This is a genomic window from Shewanella sp. WE21, assembly GCF_002966515.1.
GTDB lineage: Bacteria > Pseudomonadota > Gammaproteobacteria > Enterobacterales > Shewanellaceae > Shewanella > Shewanella oncorhynchi.
The window spans coordinates 4314102-4332089 of record NZ_CP023019.1 but is presented as its reverse complement, the minus strand read 5'-3'; the positions used below and the strand labels follow the sequence as shown (position 1 = coordinate 4332089).

The following is a 17988-nucleotide window of genomic DNA, read 5'->3' as shown; positions in this document are numbered from 1 at the left end:
TTGTGGTCAATGGGGAACACTTTAGGAACTACATTTTAAGATATGACTTTTAGATTTACTCTAACCATGAAACTAAGGATTTAAACATTGATTAAAAAGGACATTATTACACTTAAGGATCTACAAGCCGTTATTGCCTTGTTTGACGCCATAGCACCAGATGCCGCTTTACCTAAGCGTTATTATGAAAAAACCCGCTATATCAAGTGGTCAGAATTTAAAGACATGCAGATATACGCACTCGACTTTGAGCCCTATTTAACGATTAGCCAGCGTTGTAATATGACGTATTTTGGCATACATCAAAGTACGCGACGTTTATACCTAGCACACTGTAATGATGCTGGCCACGCACCGCGCTGGGAAGCGAGACCAGTGACCTTAGCACAACTGATGGATGTCGAGTTAATGGTGAATTTACATAAAAATCATGCCTATAACTTAGGGCTAAACATCTGTTTTGATCTGAACTACTTACTCTGAGCTTTGGTATTAATGTACAAATTCGGATGACTGAATATCGGTTATAGGCCAGACATTATCAGTTGCTAAAATCAATTTGAAATTATCAATGTCACCTGCAACGTTTTTCCGGTACCCGAAGGCACAAGGACAACGGATCTGTTTATGCTCGCTCGAGCCAAGAATTAGCCGTTTGGTTCGCTCAAAACTAAGCTGTAGCGAAAGGATGTTTTGGTAAACCCGATACTTTCATAGTATTGCTGTGTGGCAATGCGCTGCATCGATGTAGTGAGTTCGAGTAACTGGCAATTCTCTTGCTTTCCCCTTTCTTTCGCAAAGGCAATCAACTGAGAGCCAACGCCCTGCCCCCGCATGTCGGCATCCACCACAATTGCGGTTATACGACAGATACGACTCAAGGCGGGGAAATAATCAAAGAACATTAAGGCCATCACAGCGACAACTTGCAGGTCACCCTGCGCATTATGTTGCTCATACACCAGTAATTCATCACTGCGGCGCAGAGAATCATGCTGATATTGGCTTAACGTCTGGGCTAACGCGGCATGGGGCAAAGAATAACCGAGTTGCTCAAGTAATACCTGCACACTATCTGTATCCTGTAAGCGGGCTAACCGAATGTTTTTATTCACCATGAGATACCATGCTGTAATCTGCCTAAAGTCAATGTCACTCGTATCGGGTTGCACAGTTTAGATGACGGTGACGAAGCAATAGTCCAACGACATTGCCATCTCACGCGACAAAAATCAAAATAAACCCGACAAAGGCACAACCCCATATTTGCAATGCGATGTAATGCGTTAAAATTCACCACTTAATAGCCATCAGTCAGCAAAACCTTGCACTCATAGGGGCAAGAAAACTAAGATGACAGCGGCTGTACTATAGGATGATATTCGTATTGCCACAGGCCGATGTCATCCGATTTTGCTCACTTTGAGGAATCACTCACAATGTCTAAGATCAACCTGCTTTTGCTGTGCGGCGGCGGAAGTGCCGAACACGATATTTCACTCATGTCGGCCAATTATTTTGAAACCTCACTGGCAAAATCCGAGCAGTTTTGTGTATTGCGAGTCGAACTGGATAAATTTGGTCAATACCGCACCGCTGCGGGTGATGATTGTGAACTGACCAATAGCCGTGAAATTCGCTTCCGAGATGAGAGCAAAGCCCCATGGCCGGTCGATTACGTCATTCCCTGCATTCATGGCTATCCCGGCGAAACAGGTGACATTCAATCCTATTTTAACCTAATCCAACTGCCCTATTTTGGCTGTGAATCCGAGGCTAGCAGTAACTGCTTTAATAAGATCACCGCTAAAATGTGGTTCTCGGCCTTAGGTATTCCGAATACCCCGTATATTTTTCTAAACCAATTCGATGATGCAGCAATAGAGCAAACCCAAGCCGCATTAGCACTATGGGGATCCATCTTCGTCAAAGCGGCCTCACAAGGTTCCTCTGTTGGTTGTTATAAAGTCGATGACAGCGATAAAGTCGCTGGCGTGCTTAAAGATGCTTTCGGCTATGCGCCCTATGTTATCGTTGAAAAAACCATTAAAGCCCGTGAGTTAGAAGTCGCAGTATACGAGTACAACGGTGAAGTGGTGGCGACAGTACCAGGTGAAATCATCTGTGATACCAACACCTTCTACACCTTCGATGAGAAATACGCCAAAAACAGTAAAGCACGCACCGATGTGGTGGCACAGCATGTGTCGGCTGAGATCAGTGAACAAATCCGCGCCTATGCAATCAAGGCATTTAAAGGTATGAAATTGCGTCACCTGTCGCGCATCGACTTTTTCTTAACCGCGGACAATGAGATTTTACTAAATGAAATCAATACCTTCCCAGGTTCCACGCCGATTTCTATGTTCCCCAAAATGCTGCGGAATCACGGTCATGACTTTACTGAATACTTGAGTCTAGTGATTAACAGCCAGATAACAGCTAAATCTTAGCGCTCACCACCTGACTCAATGTGAACGCAGAGACTCAGTGCAGCACCTTTTTTCAGTAATAAAAAGAGCGCCTCGGCGCTCTTTTTATTTATTACTTTTTCAATGTTTTATATCTAAAACTTGAATTATTACCTTACATCTAAACCCAATATCAAAATCAGACTGTCACTGATTAAGCCGCCCTCACATCTAGGTCAAACATCAAGGTCAAACGTCAAAACCCTTATGCAGCTCAGCTTGCTTTGCCAACAGGGCAAAGAATGCAGCTTTGGGCATAGGCTTATAAAATAAATATCCTTGAATTTCTTGAATATGATTCGCCATTACAAATTTAAGCTGGGACTCAGTTTCTACCCCTTCTGCCGTCACAGTTAAATCTAACGCATGGCTTAAACGCACTATGGCCTCCACTAACGCTTCGTGACGTTTGCCTTCATCTAATCTGTCGATAAAGCTCTTATCGATTTTAATTTGATCGATAGGAAAATTAGCTAAATAAGATAGAGATGAGTAACCCGTCCCAAAATCATCTAAGGAGATTTTAATCCCTTTAACTCGCAAACCATTAAGTACATCAATAAGATACGTATGCTGCTTCATCAATAAAGATTCAGTGATCTCAAGGGTTAATCTGTCATAAGGGAAATCTGTCACCTCAAGTTGCTCGGTAATCGCAGCAAAGGATTCCACAAAGGCATCTTGTAGTTCATGGGACCAAAACTCAAAAGTCGAGACATTCACCGATAAATTAATGGGCCAATTTCGTTCCTGCATTTCTAAAATAGTCTGCATAGCACCAAGGCGAACATCTCGACCAATATCAACGATTAAACCACTGTTCTCAGCGATGGGAATAAATTCATCGGGTGGAATAAACGTTCCCTCATGCTGCCAGCGCAACAGCACTTCAGCACGGACAATCAAGCCTGTGGTCGCATTGACTATGGGTTGGTAATAAAGCTCGAAGGTATGCTGATCTAATGCCTGCTTAAGCTGATTATGAAGGCTAGCAACACGCTCGGCATTTAGCTGCATTTGTTCAGTAAAAAAATGATATCGATTGCGACCATTTGCCTTAGAAATATACATGGCTTGATCGGCACAATTTAACAACTGTTCAAGATCGAGGGCATCTTCAGGAAAACGTGCAATCCCTATACTGACCGAGCTATAAACGCCTTTTCCATCGGCTAGCACATAATGTTTTGCCACATTTGTGTTAATTGTATCTGCAATTTGTGCCAATTCTTTCTGGTTAACAACCCCAGGTAATAGCAAGGCAAACTCATCCCCTCCTAAGCGTGCAAACACCATAGTGTCATCGACACACTCGCTGATCTGTTTAACCACTTGCACTAACAGTGCATCACCTTTGTCATGGCCATGGGTGTCGTTGACTTGCTTAAAGTTATCTAAATCCATCAACATAAAACTAAAGCCGGGTGTCAAACTGTCGGAGGTAATTAACGCTTGGATCTGCTTGAATAACGCATTGCGGTTAGCAAGTCCGGTAAGAGAGTCATTATTGGCCTGATACTTAATCAGCTGCGCCGCTTTCTTACGTTCACTAATGTCTGAAAATAGCCATGCAAAACAGGGTTGCTGGCCATTGGACTCTCGGAAGGTCGTGACGATAAGGTCAAGATAAAACTCCTCGCCATTTCCCCTAAGACCCACCAACTCACCCTGCCACATTCTGTCCTGAGCTAAATGCTCAAATAACCCCACTAAGTCATTAGATTGGGATAATGCTAAAAAAATTTTAGGATGAAAGTTAGCTATATCAGTATCTTGAGGAATAACTATATGTCTGAAAGCGGGATTAGCATAGAGAACTGCATCGTCAGAATTGGAAATAACCAGAGCAAGAGGTAACCGGTCAAAAATTTTCACAGCTAAATGCTGAAATTCCATTGCACGACTGCGTTCAATGGCTAAACTCGCCAGTCTTGCCGCCTCTGAAATGAGTTCTAAATCCTGCTCTGTTGGGGACTTTATCGTATCATAATACATGGCAAATGTGCCTAGCACTTTACCATGAGTATCTTTGATAGGTTCTGACCAGCAAGATTTAAGACCTGCACGTAATGGTAGTTCTTTATAATTAACCCAGTAAGGATGTTGAGCGATATCTTCAACGATAACACGCTGCGCATAATAGGCAGCCGTGCCACAAGAACCCACATTGGGGCCAATTTCGACACCATTAATGGCTTGATTGTAACTGTCGGGTAAATTGGGGGCGGCACCTAATAACAGACGTTTACCGTCAGCACTGAGCAGTAACACAGACCCTCTGGTTCCTACTTTTTGAGCCTCGATTTTTAAGACTAAGGCGTGCAAGATTTCATGTAGCGGTGCGCCATTGAGCAGCATAGAAAGAATACTGCTATAACAAGCTATGCTGACATTGTGGGCGAGTTTAACGTCTGCATGATCGAGCAGATCTGGAAGGTTAACGCCGTACGCCATAATTTCCTTAAGAGCAAAGTTGCAATATAAATACTGATTAACAATGTTAAATATTTATAACTTATAAGAAATTCTAGGCATTAATGTTAATTAAGTAAACCCTTTACCTGCGCGGTAAAAGGTTTACTTTAGTCTAAAAAGCAATGCTTTATTCTTGAATACGTTCAAGTTTGGCAAGGTAAAAGCCATCAAAGCCGCTATCGGCTGGGCTGATACTTTCATCCTCAATCAGGCAAAAGTTGGGGTTCTCGGCTAAAAACGCATCCACTTGACCGCGGTTCTCGCAAGGGAAGATAGAACAAGTCGCATAGACGACTATGCCACCGACTTTGACCATGCGGCTATAACTGTTCAAAATGTGTTTTTGCAGTTCCATTAACACAGGTAAACGCTCTACGGTATCACGCCATTTTGCATCGGGATTACGCTTTAATACACCCAAACCAGAGCAAGGCACATCAAGCAATACCCTATCGGCACTGAGCTTTAAGCGTTTAATGGTTTTACTGCTGGCGATAACACGGGTTTCGACATTGTGTGCCCCATTACGACGGGCACGCTCTTTGAGTTTGTCGAGTTTCCATTGCTCCACATCCATGGCCAACAAGCGTCCTTTACCCTGCATTTGCGCAGCTATGTGTAAGGTTTTACCGCCCGCACCCGCGCAAGCATCAATCACTTTCATGCCTGGCTTGGCATCAAGCGCCGCAGCTACGCGCTGAGAGCCCGCATCCTGCTGCTCGAATAAGCCATCTTTAAAGCTTTGGGTACGGAACAAGGCTGAATCGGAGGTCACTTCAAGGGCTGAATCGACCCCATCAACACAGAGCGTGCTCACAAACTCGGCAGCAAGCTTAGCGGCCAGTTCATCACGAGTCACCTTAAGGCCGTTAGCGCGTAAAAAACGTTTCGGCGCAGTACTTAACGCGGCGCGCTCTTTTTCCCAAGACTCACCTAGTTGCTCACGGCCCATAACATCGAGCCACTCAGGGCAACCATCCCACAACACAGGCTTAGTTTTCGCTTGCTCGATACGCTCAGCTAAACGCACCTCATCAACTTGCAGCGAATATTGCATTTTAGGCAGTTCAAGCCCGTGAAATAAATGCCAGGCATTAAGCAATTTAGAGCCAAAACGCTCCATCTCATCTGGGCTGATTTCCGCCAGATAACAATATAAATTTAAACGACGTAGGATATCACCCGTCGTTAATGCGATACGCGCCTGCTCGGCGGGTACTAATTGCAACCCAGAAAAATGCTGAGAATAGGCCCGATCTAAGGGTTTTCCTTGGCTCAGCACCATAGTTAAGATACTGATCACTAATTCGTTCGAGCTGGCAGAAAGCGGAGAATTCAACATTTAAAAGGTCACCATGAATGATAAAACCGGAGGATCATAGGAGGTCAGGCCTTAATACGCAAGCACGCTGGCGCCGAGTTAAGGTTAAAGCCATAAAAAAAAGCGATCCTAAGATCGCTTTTTGCCACAGTCAGTTTAATCCATTACATTTTTGAGCCTTTAGCCCCGTAGAACAGGATAAACCCATAACAAATCACGGGCAGAATAAAGGCGAGTTGCACGCCAAGATTATCCGCTAACATGCCTTGGAATAAAGGCAAAATCGCGCCGCCCACAATCGCCAAACATAGAATGCCACTGCCCTGTGAAGTGTGTGGACCTAAATCACGAAGCGCTAAGCTGAAGATCGTTGGGAACATAATCGAGTTAAATAACCCCACCCCAAGGATTGCCCACATGGCAATGCTGCCACTGGTTGTCATCGCTGCAACCACAAGTAGCGCCGCCATAAAAGCATTAAATGCAAGCACTGAGCCTGCTGGTACTTTTTGCATCACCACAGAGCCAATGAAACGTCCCACCATAGCGCCGCCCCAATAATAAGCGATGTAATGGGCGGCTTCTGCTTCTGGCATACCCGCTATATGGCTTTCACCTAAGAAGCTAACTAAAAAGCTACCGATAGACACTTCTGCGCCGACATACACGAAAATACCCACAGCACCGAGCACTAAGTGCTTGCTTTGTAAGGCACTGGTTTTACCTAGATGGGTCTGAACTTCACCTTGAACACTTTCATCATGCTCACGGATCACAGGTAAATCTAACTTCGCAAAAATCAGCGCTAAAATTGCCAAGGCGCCAGAAAGTAACAGGTATGGCAGTTTAACTACTTCTGCTTCAGCGCTCGCTTGGGCTAAATCGCCAGATACTGAACTGGCAACAGAAAGAATTAACATAGCACCAAAAAACGGCGCGACCGTTGTGCCTAAAGCGTTGAACGCTTGCGTTAAATTCAAACGACTCGACGCAGTTTCGCGACTGCCTAAGGCATTGACATAAGGATTGGCTGCCACTTGCAGGATTGTGATGCCTGATGCCAAAACAAATAATGCACCGAGGAACAAGTTGTAAGTAGCGAGGGCCGCCGCAGGATAAAACAGCGCACAACCAATACTTGCAATCACGAGACCAGAAACAATTCCCTTTTGATAACCCAGCTTTTTCACTAAGTTACCCGCAGGGATTGAGACTAGAAAATAAGCACCGAAGAAACAAAACTGGATCAACATGGCTTGAGTATAATTCAGTGAAAACACCGCTTTAAGATGCGGGATCAGAATATCGTTCAAGCAAGTGATGAAACCCCACATAAAAAACAGTGAAGTCAATGAGATCAAGGCAAAACGATAACTGCCCGACCCATTTTCGCCAGTGCTGCTCGTGTAGCTACCGGTATTAATTGATGACGCCATAGTTATTCTCTCTGTATGTTTTTATTATCAGGAACTAATTAAGGTTACATTCCCCATGGTGCCCGTGGGCGGGTTTATATCAAACTGTGGGCTTGGGATCCCGTATCTATAACACTTCAACCGAATAAAAATGAATCATTTTCACTTTAACACTGCATAAAAGCTGGTAAATGCCGAAAACTTCAGCTGATTGTGTTCTATTTGTGCGGTTTTAAGGCCGTGTCCCGTCAGCGACTCACTGATTTCAAATGCAGAGAAATCAAACTCGACCTCGGTATCACCTAAATTAAATCCCACGAGCACTTTTATATCGCCTAAGGTGCGAACAAAGGCCAAAATGGGCTCCTTTGTATCAACAAATTTAATATCACCTTCAACTAACACTGGGTGTAACTTACGCCAAGCCAGAAAACGTCGATAACCATTGAGCATAGAATCAGCATCAGATTCTTGTACATCCACAGCTAACGCTTGGTGCGCAGGTGGAATTGGCAGCCAAGGAGAAACATCACTAAAGCCACTAAAGTCAGCGCCTTGCTGCCACGGCATTGGCGTACGGCAACCATCACGCCCCTTAAACATAGGCCAAAATGTTTTGCCAAAAGGATCTTGCAGCTCATGGTATTCAATTGGCGCCTCAGTTAGACCGAGTTCTTCACCGTGATAACTACATATACTGCCGCGCAGCGAACTTAGCATGGCATTGAGCATTTTGACCATATCTGAATTCTGCTTACCTTGCCCCCAACGACTTGCTACGCGCTGCACATCATGATTGCCGATAGCCCAACATGGCCAGCCATCACCTATGCTCGCTTCCAAAGCCTCTACGGTTTGGCGAATATAAGCGGCGCTGTAATCATCAGTCAGCAGCTCAAAACTGTATGCCATATGCAGGCGATCTTCGCCCTTAGTGTAGGCAGCCATTACAGCCAAAGAATCTTCGGCAGAGACTTCGCCTAAGGTCACCGCTCCTGGATATCGATTGATGAGCTTTCGTAAATCTTCAATAAAAGCGATGGTTTGCGGACGGTCATTATTGTAGTAATGGTATTGATAAGCGTAAGGGTTATCTTCACTGAAACCACGGCCCTGACGTTTATCCTTAGGCTTTGCCGGATTATCCCTGAGCAGTTCATCGTGATAACAGAAGGTAATGGCATCTAAGCGGAAGCCATCTACCCCCTTTTTAAGCCAAAATTCAACGTTATCCAGCACAGCTTGGCGCACTTCGGGATGATGGAAATTAATATCGGGCTGACTACGCAGGAAGTTATGTAAATAGTATTGCTGTCTGCGTGGTTCCCACTCCCAAGCACAACCGCCAAAAATCGCGAGCCAGTTGTTAGGCGCTGTACCGTCTTCCTTAGGATCGGCCCACACATACCAATCCGCCTTGGGATTCGTACGGTTTTCGCGGCTCTCAATAAACCACGCATGTTGGTCCGAAGTATGACTTAATACTTGATCAATAATGACCTTAATACCTAAGCCGTGGGCTTTTTCAATCAATTCATCGAAATCATGCATAGTGCCAAAAAGAGGGTCAACTTCGCGGTAATCACTAATGTCATAGCCAAAATCTGCCATAGGAGATTTAAAGAAAGGTGAAATCCAGATGGCATCGACATTAAGACTCGCAATGTAATCCAGCTTTATGATAATGCCGCGTAAATCCCCGACGCCGTCACCATTGGTATCTAAAAGGCTACGCGGATAAATTTGGTAAATCACTGCACCACGCCACCACGTTAACTCACTCATTGTTGCCCCTTTATCATTATTCTACAGCGAACTTTCCCTAACACACTCAAGCAAACAGTTATCGTTTTGTTACTGCAGAGTAAAGTCATCGCGGCTTATTTTGTGTTACCGAGCATACGTGAAGAGGGAAATAAGGTTCAATACACCTGCATACGTATGCAGAAGATGCTGCCAATAGTCACATGGCATCACAATGAAATTTACTTTTTAGTAACAGTCACTTGATTACAAAATAAAATCATTTTATTCCCTGAGTTCACCCTCTATCACAGTCTATTCTTAACTCTGCTAGGTATTGAATACGTATGCACTCTGTTGTTCAGCTAAGAAACTCGGGAGTAGTATCTTCACCGTTGCATAACAATTTGGTCATAAACGCAGCACTTATGCAGTCAATTAAGCGCCCATATACCAAAAAAAGGCCGCAAAAATAACGCGGTGATAACGATAAAACGCTCTACAAAGCGATAAAGCGACTCCAAGGGGAAGAGAGATATGATGCGATTTAAACCCAGTTTGCTAACCTTAGCGCTCATCGCCGCAGGTGCCAGTATGCACTCCTATGCGGCAGATGAAGTGACCACAGATAAGGAAGCAAAAGCAAAAGAAGCTGCGATTGAGGTTATTGAAGTTAAAGGCTTTAGAACCAGTGTCATCAAATCACTAAATGATAAACGCTTTGGAGATACCGTCTCTGAATCGATTTCAGCAGATGATCTTGGCGCCCTTCCCGATCAGTCAATCGCTGATGCACTGACTCGCTTACCAGGCGTGACCGCAGTGCGCACTGGTGGACAAGCAAGCGGCCTCAATATTCGAGGTCTTGATGGTGATTTCGTCTTTGCAACGCTTAATGGACACGAACAAGTGACAACGGGCGGTAAACGCGCGATTGAGTTTGACCAATATCCATCCGAATTAATTAGTCAAGCCGCCGTCTATAAAACACCAAAAGCCTCGCTGATTGAAGGTGGCGTCGCCGGTACGGTAGAATTAAAAACCGCAGATCCCTTAAAAAGCGACAAAGACCAATCATTTAATATCAATGCTCGCGGCAGTTTTAATGACAGAGCGGATGAGATTTCCGATGCCGATCAATATGGCAACCGTCTTAGCTTTGCCTATCAAGGCAAATTCCTTGAAGATACACTCGGTGTGGCGCTAGGCTATGCCCATTTGTACCAACCTTATGTTGCCAGTCAATTCATTGGTTTACGTTTCAACGACGATAAAAAAGATGTCAATGGCGACGGTGTTGCCGAATCAATCAGTGAAGGTTTTGAGTTACAGCAAAAAGGCGGTGATGATACACGTGATGGTTATATGGCTGCTATCCACTGGCAACCAACAGACAATCTCAGTGTAAAAAGCGATTTATTCCATTCAAAATTCACTTCCGAAAACTTTGCCCGAGGCTTTCGCGTTAAGTCATTAAAAAACGGTACTATTAGTGATGCGGTTGTCGAAAATGGTTCTATGACAGGCGGAACGGTATCAACTGATGGTACTGATAACTTTGCCGTTTTTGTTATCAATGATAACGACTCAAAATATTCAGAACTGACATCAGGCTCAGTCAATATTGAGTGGAACAATGGCGGCGCATTAACTGTCGCAGGTGATGTGAGCTATTCAAAAGCCGATGGTGAGTTCGTCAACGGCGGCACTCGTGCCGTTTTATATGATGATATAGGTAATGAAGTACGCTCAGCCGAATCAATTAATTATCAACTACATGGTTTAAGCCCAGCCGATGTCAGCTTTTCAAACGACTATACCAATACCGCGACCTTGGGTTTAAAAGAAGTGGGTATGTGGCCATACGATCAACAAAATGATCTTGTCGCCTACAAGTTAGACTTTAACTATGTGCTGGACTCATCCTTCCTGAGTTCTGTCGATTTCGGCGCACGCTACTCAAAACGTGAATTCAACGCCCAGCGCTCTCAAGCAGGCTACGGCTTCGAATTTGACACTAACCCCGCCAACCAACCAGTGTTGGTGTTAAATGATGACATGACAAATGTAGTCAATTTCGGTGGTGAACTTTCAGGCTACCCCAGCTTCCTATCGATCGATTTCGACAAGGCTGTGGAGCTGGTCAACAATCAATTGGCAGCGACGGGTCAAGGCCCATTTAATCCGACGGCTAACTGGTCGGATAACTGGACCATGATCCAAAGCGGTGCCGTTAATGAAGATATACTGGCAGGATATGTACAGGGCAATCTAGAATTTGATCTGGGTGATGTCAAAGTAACAGGTAACCTAGGGCTGCGAGTGGTTCACACGGATCAGAACAGCACAGGTCTGCAACAAATCGGCTTCGGTTTGGGCGAGCCTATCGCGGACGAAAAGGGTGTTATCAGCACTGACTATATCCGCAATGAAATCGGTCAGACCTACACAGACTACTTACCATCACTCAACCTCAACTTCCACTTGACGTCAAATGATCAACTGCGTTTCGCCGCAGCCTCTGTGATGGCTCGTCCTCCGATCAATAAGCTGAAGTCAGGACGAGGTAACTGGTATTCCGACGAAAACAAAGGCTATAAGACATACAATGCCTGGGGTAACACCAGCCCTTTGCTTGATCCTTTCTATGCCGATCAATTCGATCTGTCTTACGAGCATTATTTCGAAGACAGTGAAGGCGCCGTGGTGATAGCTCTGTTCTATAAAGACATCAAGTCTTTCATCAACGATTTCACTATCACTGAATTTGATTTTGAATCTGAAGGTTTTATTGTCCCAGATACAGTAGTTGATAATGGCGTCACTTATCCTGTTAATAAAAATTTGGGTCAATATCAAACTGCAATCAACAACGACAATGGCGGCTACATTCGTGGTGTTGAGTTAGGTTATACCCAAATATTTGATTTCTTGCCCTCGCCACTCAGCGGTCTTGGCTTCACTGGCAGCTACTCGTATTCAGACAGTGAAGTGGAATTTACCACAGATTTAAGTGGTTCAAACTTAACCATTCCATTACCAGGTTTATCAGAAAGCGTACTCAACACCACCTTGTTCTATACTCTGGATGGTTTCGATACTCGCGTCAGCATGAGATATCGTAGCAGTTATGTTTCAGAACAAGTGGCAGTTGAATCACAACTTGCTTTCTTCGATGCCGAAACAATTGTGGATTATCAAGCTTCATACGCATTGGAAAATGGACTTAAGTTCTTATTCCAAATTAATAACTTAACTGATGAGCCGAACAAAACCTATTTTGGTGAAGAACATCAAACAGGAACAATTCAATACTTCGGTAGACAATACTTCCTAGGGTTAAGTTACTCTTTATAAGCTACCCAGAATAAAGCCTGCTTCAATTAAGAAGCAGGCTTTTGCTTATGCAGATTTCAGCATTTCTAACATTCATCATGCCAGCACGTTTTACTTATTTCTCTTTAAAAGGCTTACATTATGAACCGTCAAAAATGGCTAATAGCGTTTTATTTATCAGTAGTTTACTGTTCATTTAATCCTGTCCATGCGAACACTCTAAAGCCGAATATATCGACGGACGTTAAGCTTGAACCTGAGTTTTGGTGGGCGGAGATGCAAAATCCTGAGTTACAGCTGATGCTGTATAGCCGCGAACTTCCAAGCTTACCGCAGCAGATTAAGGTTGATATACAAGGAAAAGGCATCACACTTAAAAGCCTTGAGCACACTGATAACCCTCACTATTTGTTTATCAATTTAGATCTGAGCCAAGCTGCGCCGCAAACCTTTGAGCTAATAATTTCCAACACTGACTCGGCTTCAAAAGCCAATAAACCTCTTTATCGCCTGCCCTATACGTTGCAAGGGCGCGCTAAAGGTAGCCGTGAGCGCCAAGGATTTAGCAATAAAGATGTGATTTACCTTATCACGCCGGACCGATTCGCCAATGGAGACACAAGTAATGACAATCAAGCCGATATGTTAGAGCAAGTCGCGGCTAACTCTCCTAGCAATTCCAGCAACCCTTATTATCCCGATGATCGCCATGGCGGCGATATAGCAGGGATCAGCCAGCACTTAGATTATCTGGCAAAACTTGGCGTGACTCAGTTATGGATCAATCCACTGCTTGAGAATAATCAAGCCCAGTATTCATACCACGGTTACTCAATTACCAATTTATACCGCGTCGATCCCCGCTTTGGCAGCAACGAGGATTATAAAGCCTTAGTCGCTAAGGCTAACAAGCTTGGCCTAGGGGTGATTAAAGATGTTGTGGTGAATCATATCGGCTCTAACCATTGGTGGCTCAACGATTTACCTAGCCAAGACTGGCTGAACGATGCTACAAAAATGCAGCTACATAATCGCAAATCCAAGCCTAATTGGACTCAGTCTGCCGATACTAAATCCAGCGCTATCACATCCAGCGTTACCAGCCCCCGTTTCACCAGCCATAGGCGCACGACAGTGCAAGATCCCTACGCGGCAGCGCAAGATCATATTGATTTTGTCGACGGCTGGTTTACCGACACTATGCCAGATCTAAATCAAAGCAATCCAAAACTGGCAACCTATCTTATCCAAAACAGTATTTGGTGGGTCGAGTACGCCGGACTTTCGGGGATACGTGAAGATACTTACTCCTACGCCGACAAAGGGTTTCTCGCTAAATGGTCTAAGGCCGTAATGGCTGAGTACCCAAATTTTAATATTGTTGGCGAAGAATGGACCGCAAACCCCATCACAGTGTCCTATTGGCAAAAGGGCAAAATCAATGCCGATGGCTATACCTCAGATTTACCCAGTTTGATGGACTTCCCGCTATATGAAAAATTGATTGCCAGCCTTAATGAGCCAGAGGCGTGGGACACAGGCTTTATCACACTTTACGAGATGTTAGCCAACGATGTTGTGTATGCCTCACCCAGTCAGCTAGTGTTATTTGAAGGCAATCACGACACCAATCGGATTTTCAGTTTAGTGAAAGAAAATATAGACTTATACAAGATGGCCCTCACCTATGTGCTGACCGCCAAACGTATTCCGCAGCTGTTTTACGGCACTGAAGTCTTGATGACCAGCCCAACCGAAGGTCGTCACGATGGTGTTGTGCGCAGTGATTTCCCCGGCGGCTTTGCCAACAGTGCCATTAACGCCTTTACCGGCCAAGGACTGAGTGAACCTCAACAACAAGCGCAGCAATTTGTCAGTACGCTACTGAATTACCGTAAACAATCCCTTGCGCTGCAATCGGGCGATCTACAGCACTTTGTGCCGCAGGATGGCATCTATGTGCAATTTCGCTGCTTATTAAATGACCCATTATCAGCTGAACTAAATGCTAAAGAGCTTAAGTCACTAACTCAACACAATTCTCCAATCCAACACAATGCCTGCACTCAGCCCTCGGCCGATAAAGTCATGGTGATTTACAATAAAAATGACAAAGCAGTCACGCTAGATGTAAACCGCTTTGCCAGTGTACTTGGCGATAACCGCGCCGCTACAGATATCATCAGTGGCAACACAGTTTCACTCAATCAAGCGCTAGCATTGCCCCACGCAGGTGTCACTATCCTTGAGCTTAAAGCCAGACCGCAGCTAAATACTGGCTTACCTAGCCGTCAAACCTCTAATTACATGAGTTACTCAGCTAGCGATTTAACTCAGGCTCAAACAACTCACCCAATCAAAAACTCAACCCTAAAAGGAATTCAGTCTTGAGCTTTTTATCGCCTATCTATTCCCGAGTGACTCAGTGCCCTGAAGAGGCTAAATTTCCCATAGTGGCTTTACTTATAACCAAAGCGGCAAAAACCCAGCAGCGCCGACAGTCATCACTCAGCTTATGTTTAAACGCTCTATTCAGTGCCTCTTTATTAACTGCCTCGCTTTTTAGCGTCTCGACCAATGCAAATACATCGATGCAGGCGCTTGATAATGAGTTACTGCCAAAGTCTGAGAGTGAGGTTATGACGCTTAAACCTGTGGTGTATCAAATCTTTACTCGCCTTTATGGCAATAAAAATCCAACCAACAAACCTTGGGGCACGATTGCCGATAATGGCGTCGGCAAGTTTAATGATATCAATGATATTGCACTCAATAGCATCAAGGACCTAGGCGTTACCCATGTGTGGTACACAGGCGTACCCCACCATGCATTGATTGGTGATTACAGCGCGATTGGCGTAAGTACTGATGATCCCGATGTGGTAAAAGGCCGCGCAGGCTCGCCCTATGCAGTCAAAGATTACTATAACGTCAACCCAGATCTGGCGGTCAATCCCGCCAACCGTTTAGCCGAGTTCGAAGCGCTCATTGCTCGTACCCATCACCACGGCTTAAAGGTGATTATCGATATAGTGCCAAACCATGTGGCGCGCCATTACCAATCCGTCAGTAAACCCCAAGGCGTGCGCGATTTTGGCGAAGATGATGATACCAGTCTGGAATACGCCAAAAACAACAACTTCTATTACGTCGTTGATAAAGTTGATGTTAATAATGGCTCGGAGGGGGCAAAGGGAAAAGCGCATGCCTTTGAAGTGCCAAGCTTACCCGCAGGGCTTAAACCATTGGGCGGAGAAGCTCACCCCTTAAGTGACGGCAAATTCAACGAATTTCCCGCAAAATGGACTGGTAATGGCTCACGCTTAGCCAAGCCCGATGCCAATGATTGGTACGAGACCGTTAAAATCAATTACGGCGTACGCCCCGATGGCACCTATGACTTCCCTCGCCTGCCAGCCAATTTCGCCACTTTAACGCAGGCGCAGCATTACGCTTTTTGGCAACAACACTTAGCCGAGCTCCCAAGCTCTTGGATTAAATTCAATCAGATTACGCAGTACTGGCTAGCAAAAGGGGTCGATGGCTTTCGCTATGATATGGCCGAAATGGTACCAGTGGAGTTTTGGAGCTATCTCAACAGCCAGATAAAACACACAAATCCCGATGCCTTTATCTTGGCCGAGGTCTATAACCCCAAGCTGTATCGAGATTATATCCAACTTGGCAAAATGGATTATCTGTACGATAAGGTCGATCTTTACGACACCCTAAAAGCCGTGATGGCGGGTAAAACCAGCACAGCTAATATCGCGGCAGATCAGGAAAAAGTGCAGGATATTGAATCTCACATGCTGCACTTTTTAGAAAACCACGACGAGCAACGTATTGGTAATGCGGCATTTTTAGCATCGCTACACACAAATAAGCCCACTGCAACCCAAGCCGTGAATCCACACTATGCCCTACCCGCTATGGTGGTGTCGGCAACGATAGGTACTTCACCGACGTTAGTGTATTTTGGCCAAGAAGTGGGAGAAGCCGCCATCGACAACCCAGGATTTGGTCATGCATTACGCACTAGTATTTTTGACTATGTTGGCGTCCCTGCCCATCAGCGCTGGATGAACAATGGCAAGTTTGATGGTGGACAATCAACCGTAAAGGAAGCCACTTTGCGGGCTTATTATCAAAAATTACTGAACCTAAGCACAGGTAAAAATGTACCTGCGCTCTTAGGAGAATATTACTCGCTCGATGCCGCCAACCGCAGCGCACAAACCGCCACAATGGATACTCATAGCAATGCAACGGGTTATGATGACAGCACTTTTGCCTTTGTGCGCTTTGAGGAAAATACGACCAATAAAACGGGCCAAAAACTGATTATTGTGAATAACTTTAATCAAACTCAAGCAAAGCCATTATCCCTTAAGCTACCAAAGCCACTTATCGACCAATGGCAGTTAACGGATGGGACCTATCCACTTAAGGATTTGCTGGAAGACAACAAAGCGCAGTTGGTTGTCAAACAAGGTGAAGGACAAGTTCAGATGCAACTTGCACCGCTGTCTTCAGCCATATTCGAGCTGGAAGATTAAACGAGCAAAAAGCCTAGGTGAGCTAAAAAGTGAAATCGACCGATAGCGTCACGCTAAACTGTGACGCTATCTTTTTTTAACCGTTATACTCTCAAACCTTTCTATCTTATTTGATCACCCTTTAAAAATCACAAAGGAAAGCGATGTTACTCGGCATTCACCATGCAGCGATTATTTGCAGCGACTATCAAAAGTCCAAACACTTTTATGTAACCATTCTTGGCCTTACCGTGCTTGCAGAGCATTTCCGGGAAGCACGTAATTCCTATAAACTTGATTTGCAACTGGCCGATAAGAGTCAAATTGAGTTGTTTTCATTCGATAATCCACCCAAACGACCAAGCTATCCCGAAGCCTGTGGACTTAGGCATCTCGCCTTTCGCGTAGCATCGATTGAAACCGTCATCGAACATCTTCATAGCCATCACATTACCGTTGAACCCGTCCGCATTGACGAATACACAGGCAGAAAATTCACCTTCTTTAGCGATCCCGACGGCTTACCCTTAGAGTTATATGAGCTATAGCACGAGTAAAATAAGGCAACATCGCAGCAATAAGATGAATAAAGCTTAATTACGCTACGGGATAGTCAGCATTAGACTCAATAAAACGACGCAGCCGTTTAACCAATAGTTTAAGTAATCGATTGACCAGTTTGACGCTGT

At 44.7% G+C, this 17988-nt stretch carries 11 protein-coding genes; 6 read left to right on the top strand and 5 right to left on the bottom strand.

Going from position 1 to position 17988, the window contains the following annotated elements:
* Nucleotides 1–87: 87 nt before the first annotated feature.
* Nucleotides 88–483 (top strand): hypothetical protein, encoded by a 396-nt coding sequence (locus CKQ84_RS19350; protein ID WP_231466229.1) that lies wholly within the window; start codon nt 88–90, stop codon nt 481–483.
* Nucleotides 484–647: 164 nt separating this feature from the next.
* On the opposite strand, the gene CKQ84_RS19345 is transcribed toward CKQ84_RS19350, so the two are convergent.
* Entirely contained in the window at nt 648–1118 is a 471-nt protein-coding gene (locus CKQ84_RS19345) for a GNAT family N-acetyltransferase (protein ID WP_105252433.1), read from the bottom strand.
* A 321-nt stretch (nt 1119–1439) separates the two neighbouring features.
* Between CKQ84_RS19345 and CKQ84_RS19340 the strand changes: the two genes are divergently transcribed.
* Nucleotides 1440–2453: a D-alanine--D-alanine ligase gene (locus tag CKQ84_RS19340; protein WP_105252432.1), complete on the top strand. Its 1014-nt coding sequence runs from the start codon at nt 1440–1442 to the stop codon at nt 2451–2453.
* A gap of 207 nt (nt 2454–2660) precedes the next feature.
* On the opposite strand, the gene CKQ84_RS19335 is transcribed toward CKQ84_RS19340, so the two are convergent.
* The 4 genes from CKQ84_RS19335 to CKQ84_RS19320 form a co-directional block, all read right to left on the bottom strand.
* Nucleotides 2661–4925: an EAL domain-containing protein gene (locus tag CKQ84_RS19335; protein ID WP_105252431.1), complete on the bottom strand. Its 2265-nt coding sequence runs from the start codon at nt 4923–4925 to the stop codon at nt 2661–2663.
* A 148-nt stretch (nt 4926–5073) separates the two neighbouring features.
* Nucleotides 5074–6288: an RsmB/NOP family class I SAM-dependent RNA methyltransferase gene (locus CKQ84_RS19330; protein WP_105252430.1), complete on the bottom strand. Its 1215-nt coding sequence runs from the start codon at nt 6286–6288 to the stop codon at nt 5074–5076.
* Between the two features lie 143 nt (nt 6289–6431).
* Complete coding sequence (locus tag CKQ84_RS19325; protein WP_105252429.1) at nt 6432–7703, bottom strand: sugar MFS transporter; 1272 nt, start codon at nt 7701–7703, stop codon at nt 6432–6434.
* Between the two features lie 141 nt (nt 7704–7844).
* Nucleotides 7845–9467 (bottom strand): alpha-glucosidase family protein, encoded by a 1623-nt coding sequence (locus CKQ84_RS19320; protein WP_105252428.1) that lies wholly within the window; start codon nt 9465–9467, stop codon nt 7845–7847.
* Nucleotides 9468–9962: 495 nt separating this feature from the next.
* Here CKQ84_RS19320 and CKQ84_RS19315 point away from each other — a divergent pair, with 495 nt between their 5' ends.
* From CKQ84_RS19315 to CKQ84_RS19300, 4 genes are all read left to right on the top strand, one after another.
* Nucleotides 9963–12782: a TonB-dependent receptor gene (locus tag CKQ84_RS19315; RefSeq protein WP_105252427.1), complete on the top strand. Its 2820-nt coding sequence runs from the start codon at nt 9963–9965 to the stop codon at nt 12780–12782.
* A 120-nt stretch (nt 12783–12902) separates the two neighbouring features.
* Entirely contained in the window at nt 12903–15152 is a 2250-nt protein-coding gene (locus tag CKQ84_RS19310; RefSeq protein WP_254053138.1) for a glycoside hydrolase family 13 protein, read from the top strand.
* Nucleotides 15149–17320 carry an alpha-amylase family protein gene (locus CKQ84_RS19305; RefSeq protein WP_105252426.1) on the top strand — a complete coding sequence of 724 codons (2172 nt, stop codon included), beginning with the start codon at nt 15149–15151 and terminating at the stop codon, nt 17318–17320. Before CKQ84_RS19310 ends, CKQ84_RS19305 begins: the two co-directional genes overlap by 4 nt.
* A 143-nt stretch (nt 17321–17463) precedes the next feature.
* A complete protein-coding gene (locus CKQ84_RS19300) occupies nt 17464–17847 on the top strand; it encodes a VOC family protein (RefSeq protein ID WP_105252425.1) in 384 nt (127 codons plus the stop codon).
* Nucleotides 17848–17988: the final 141 nt, after the last annotated feature.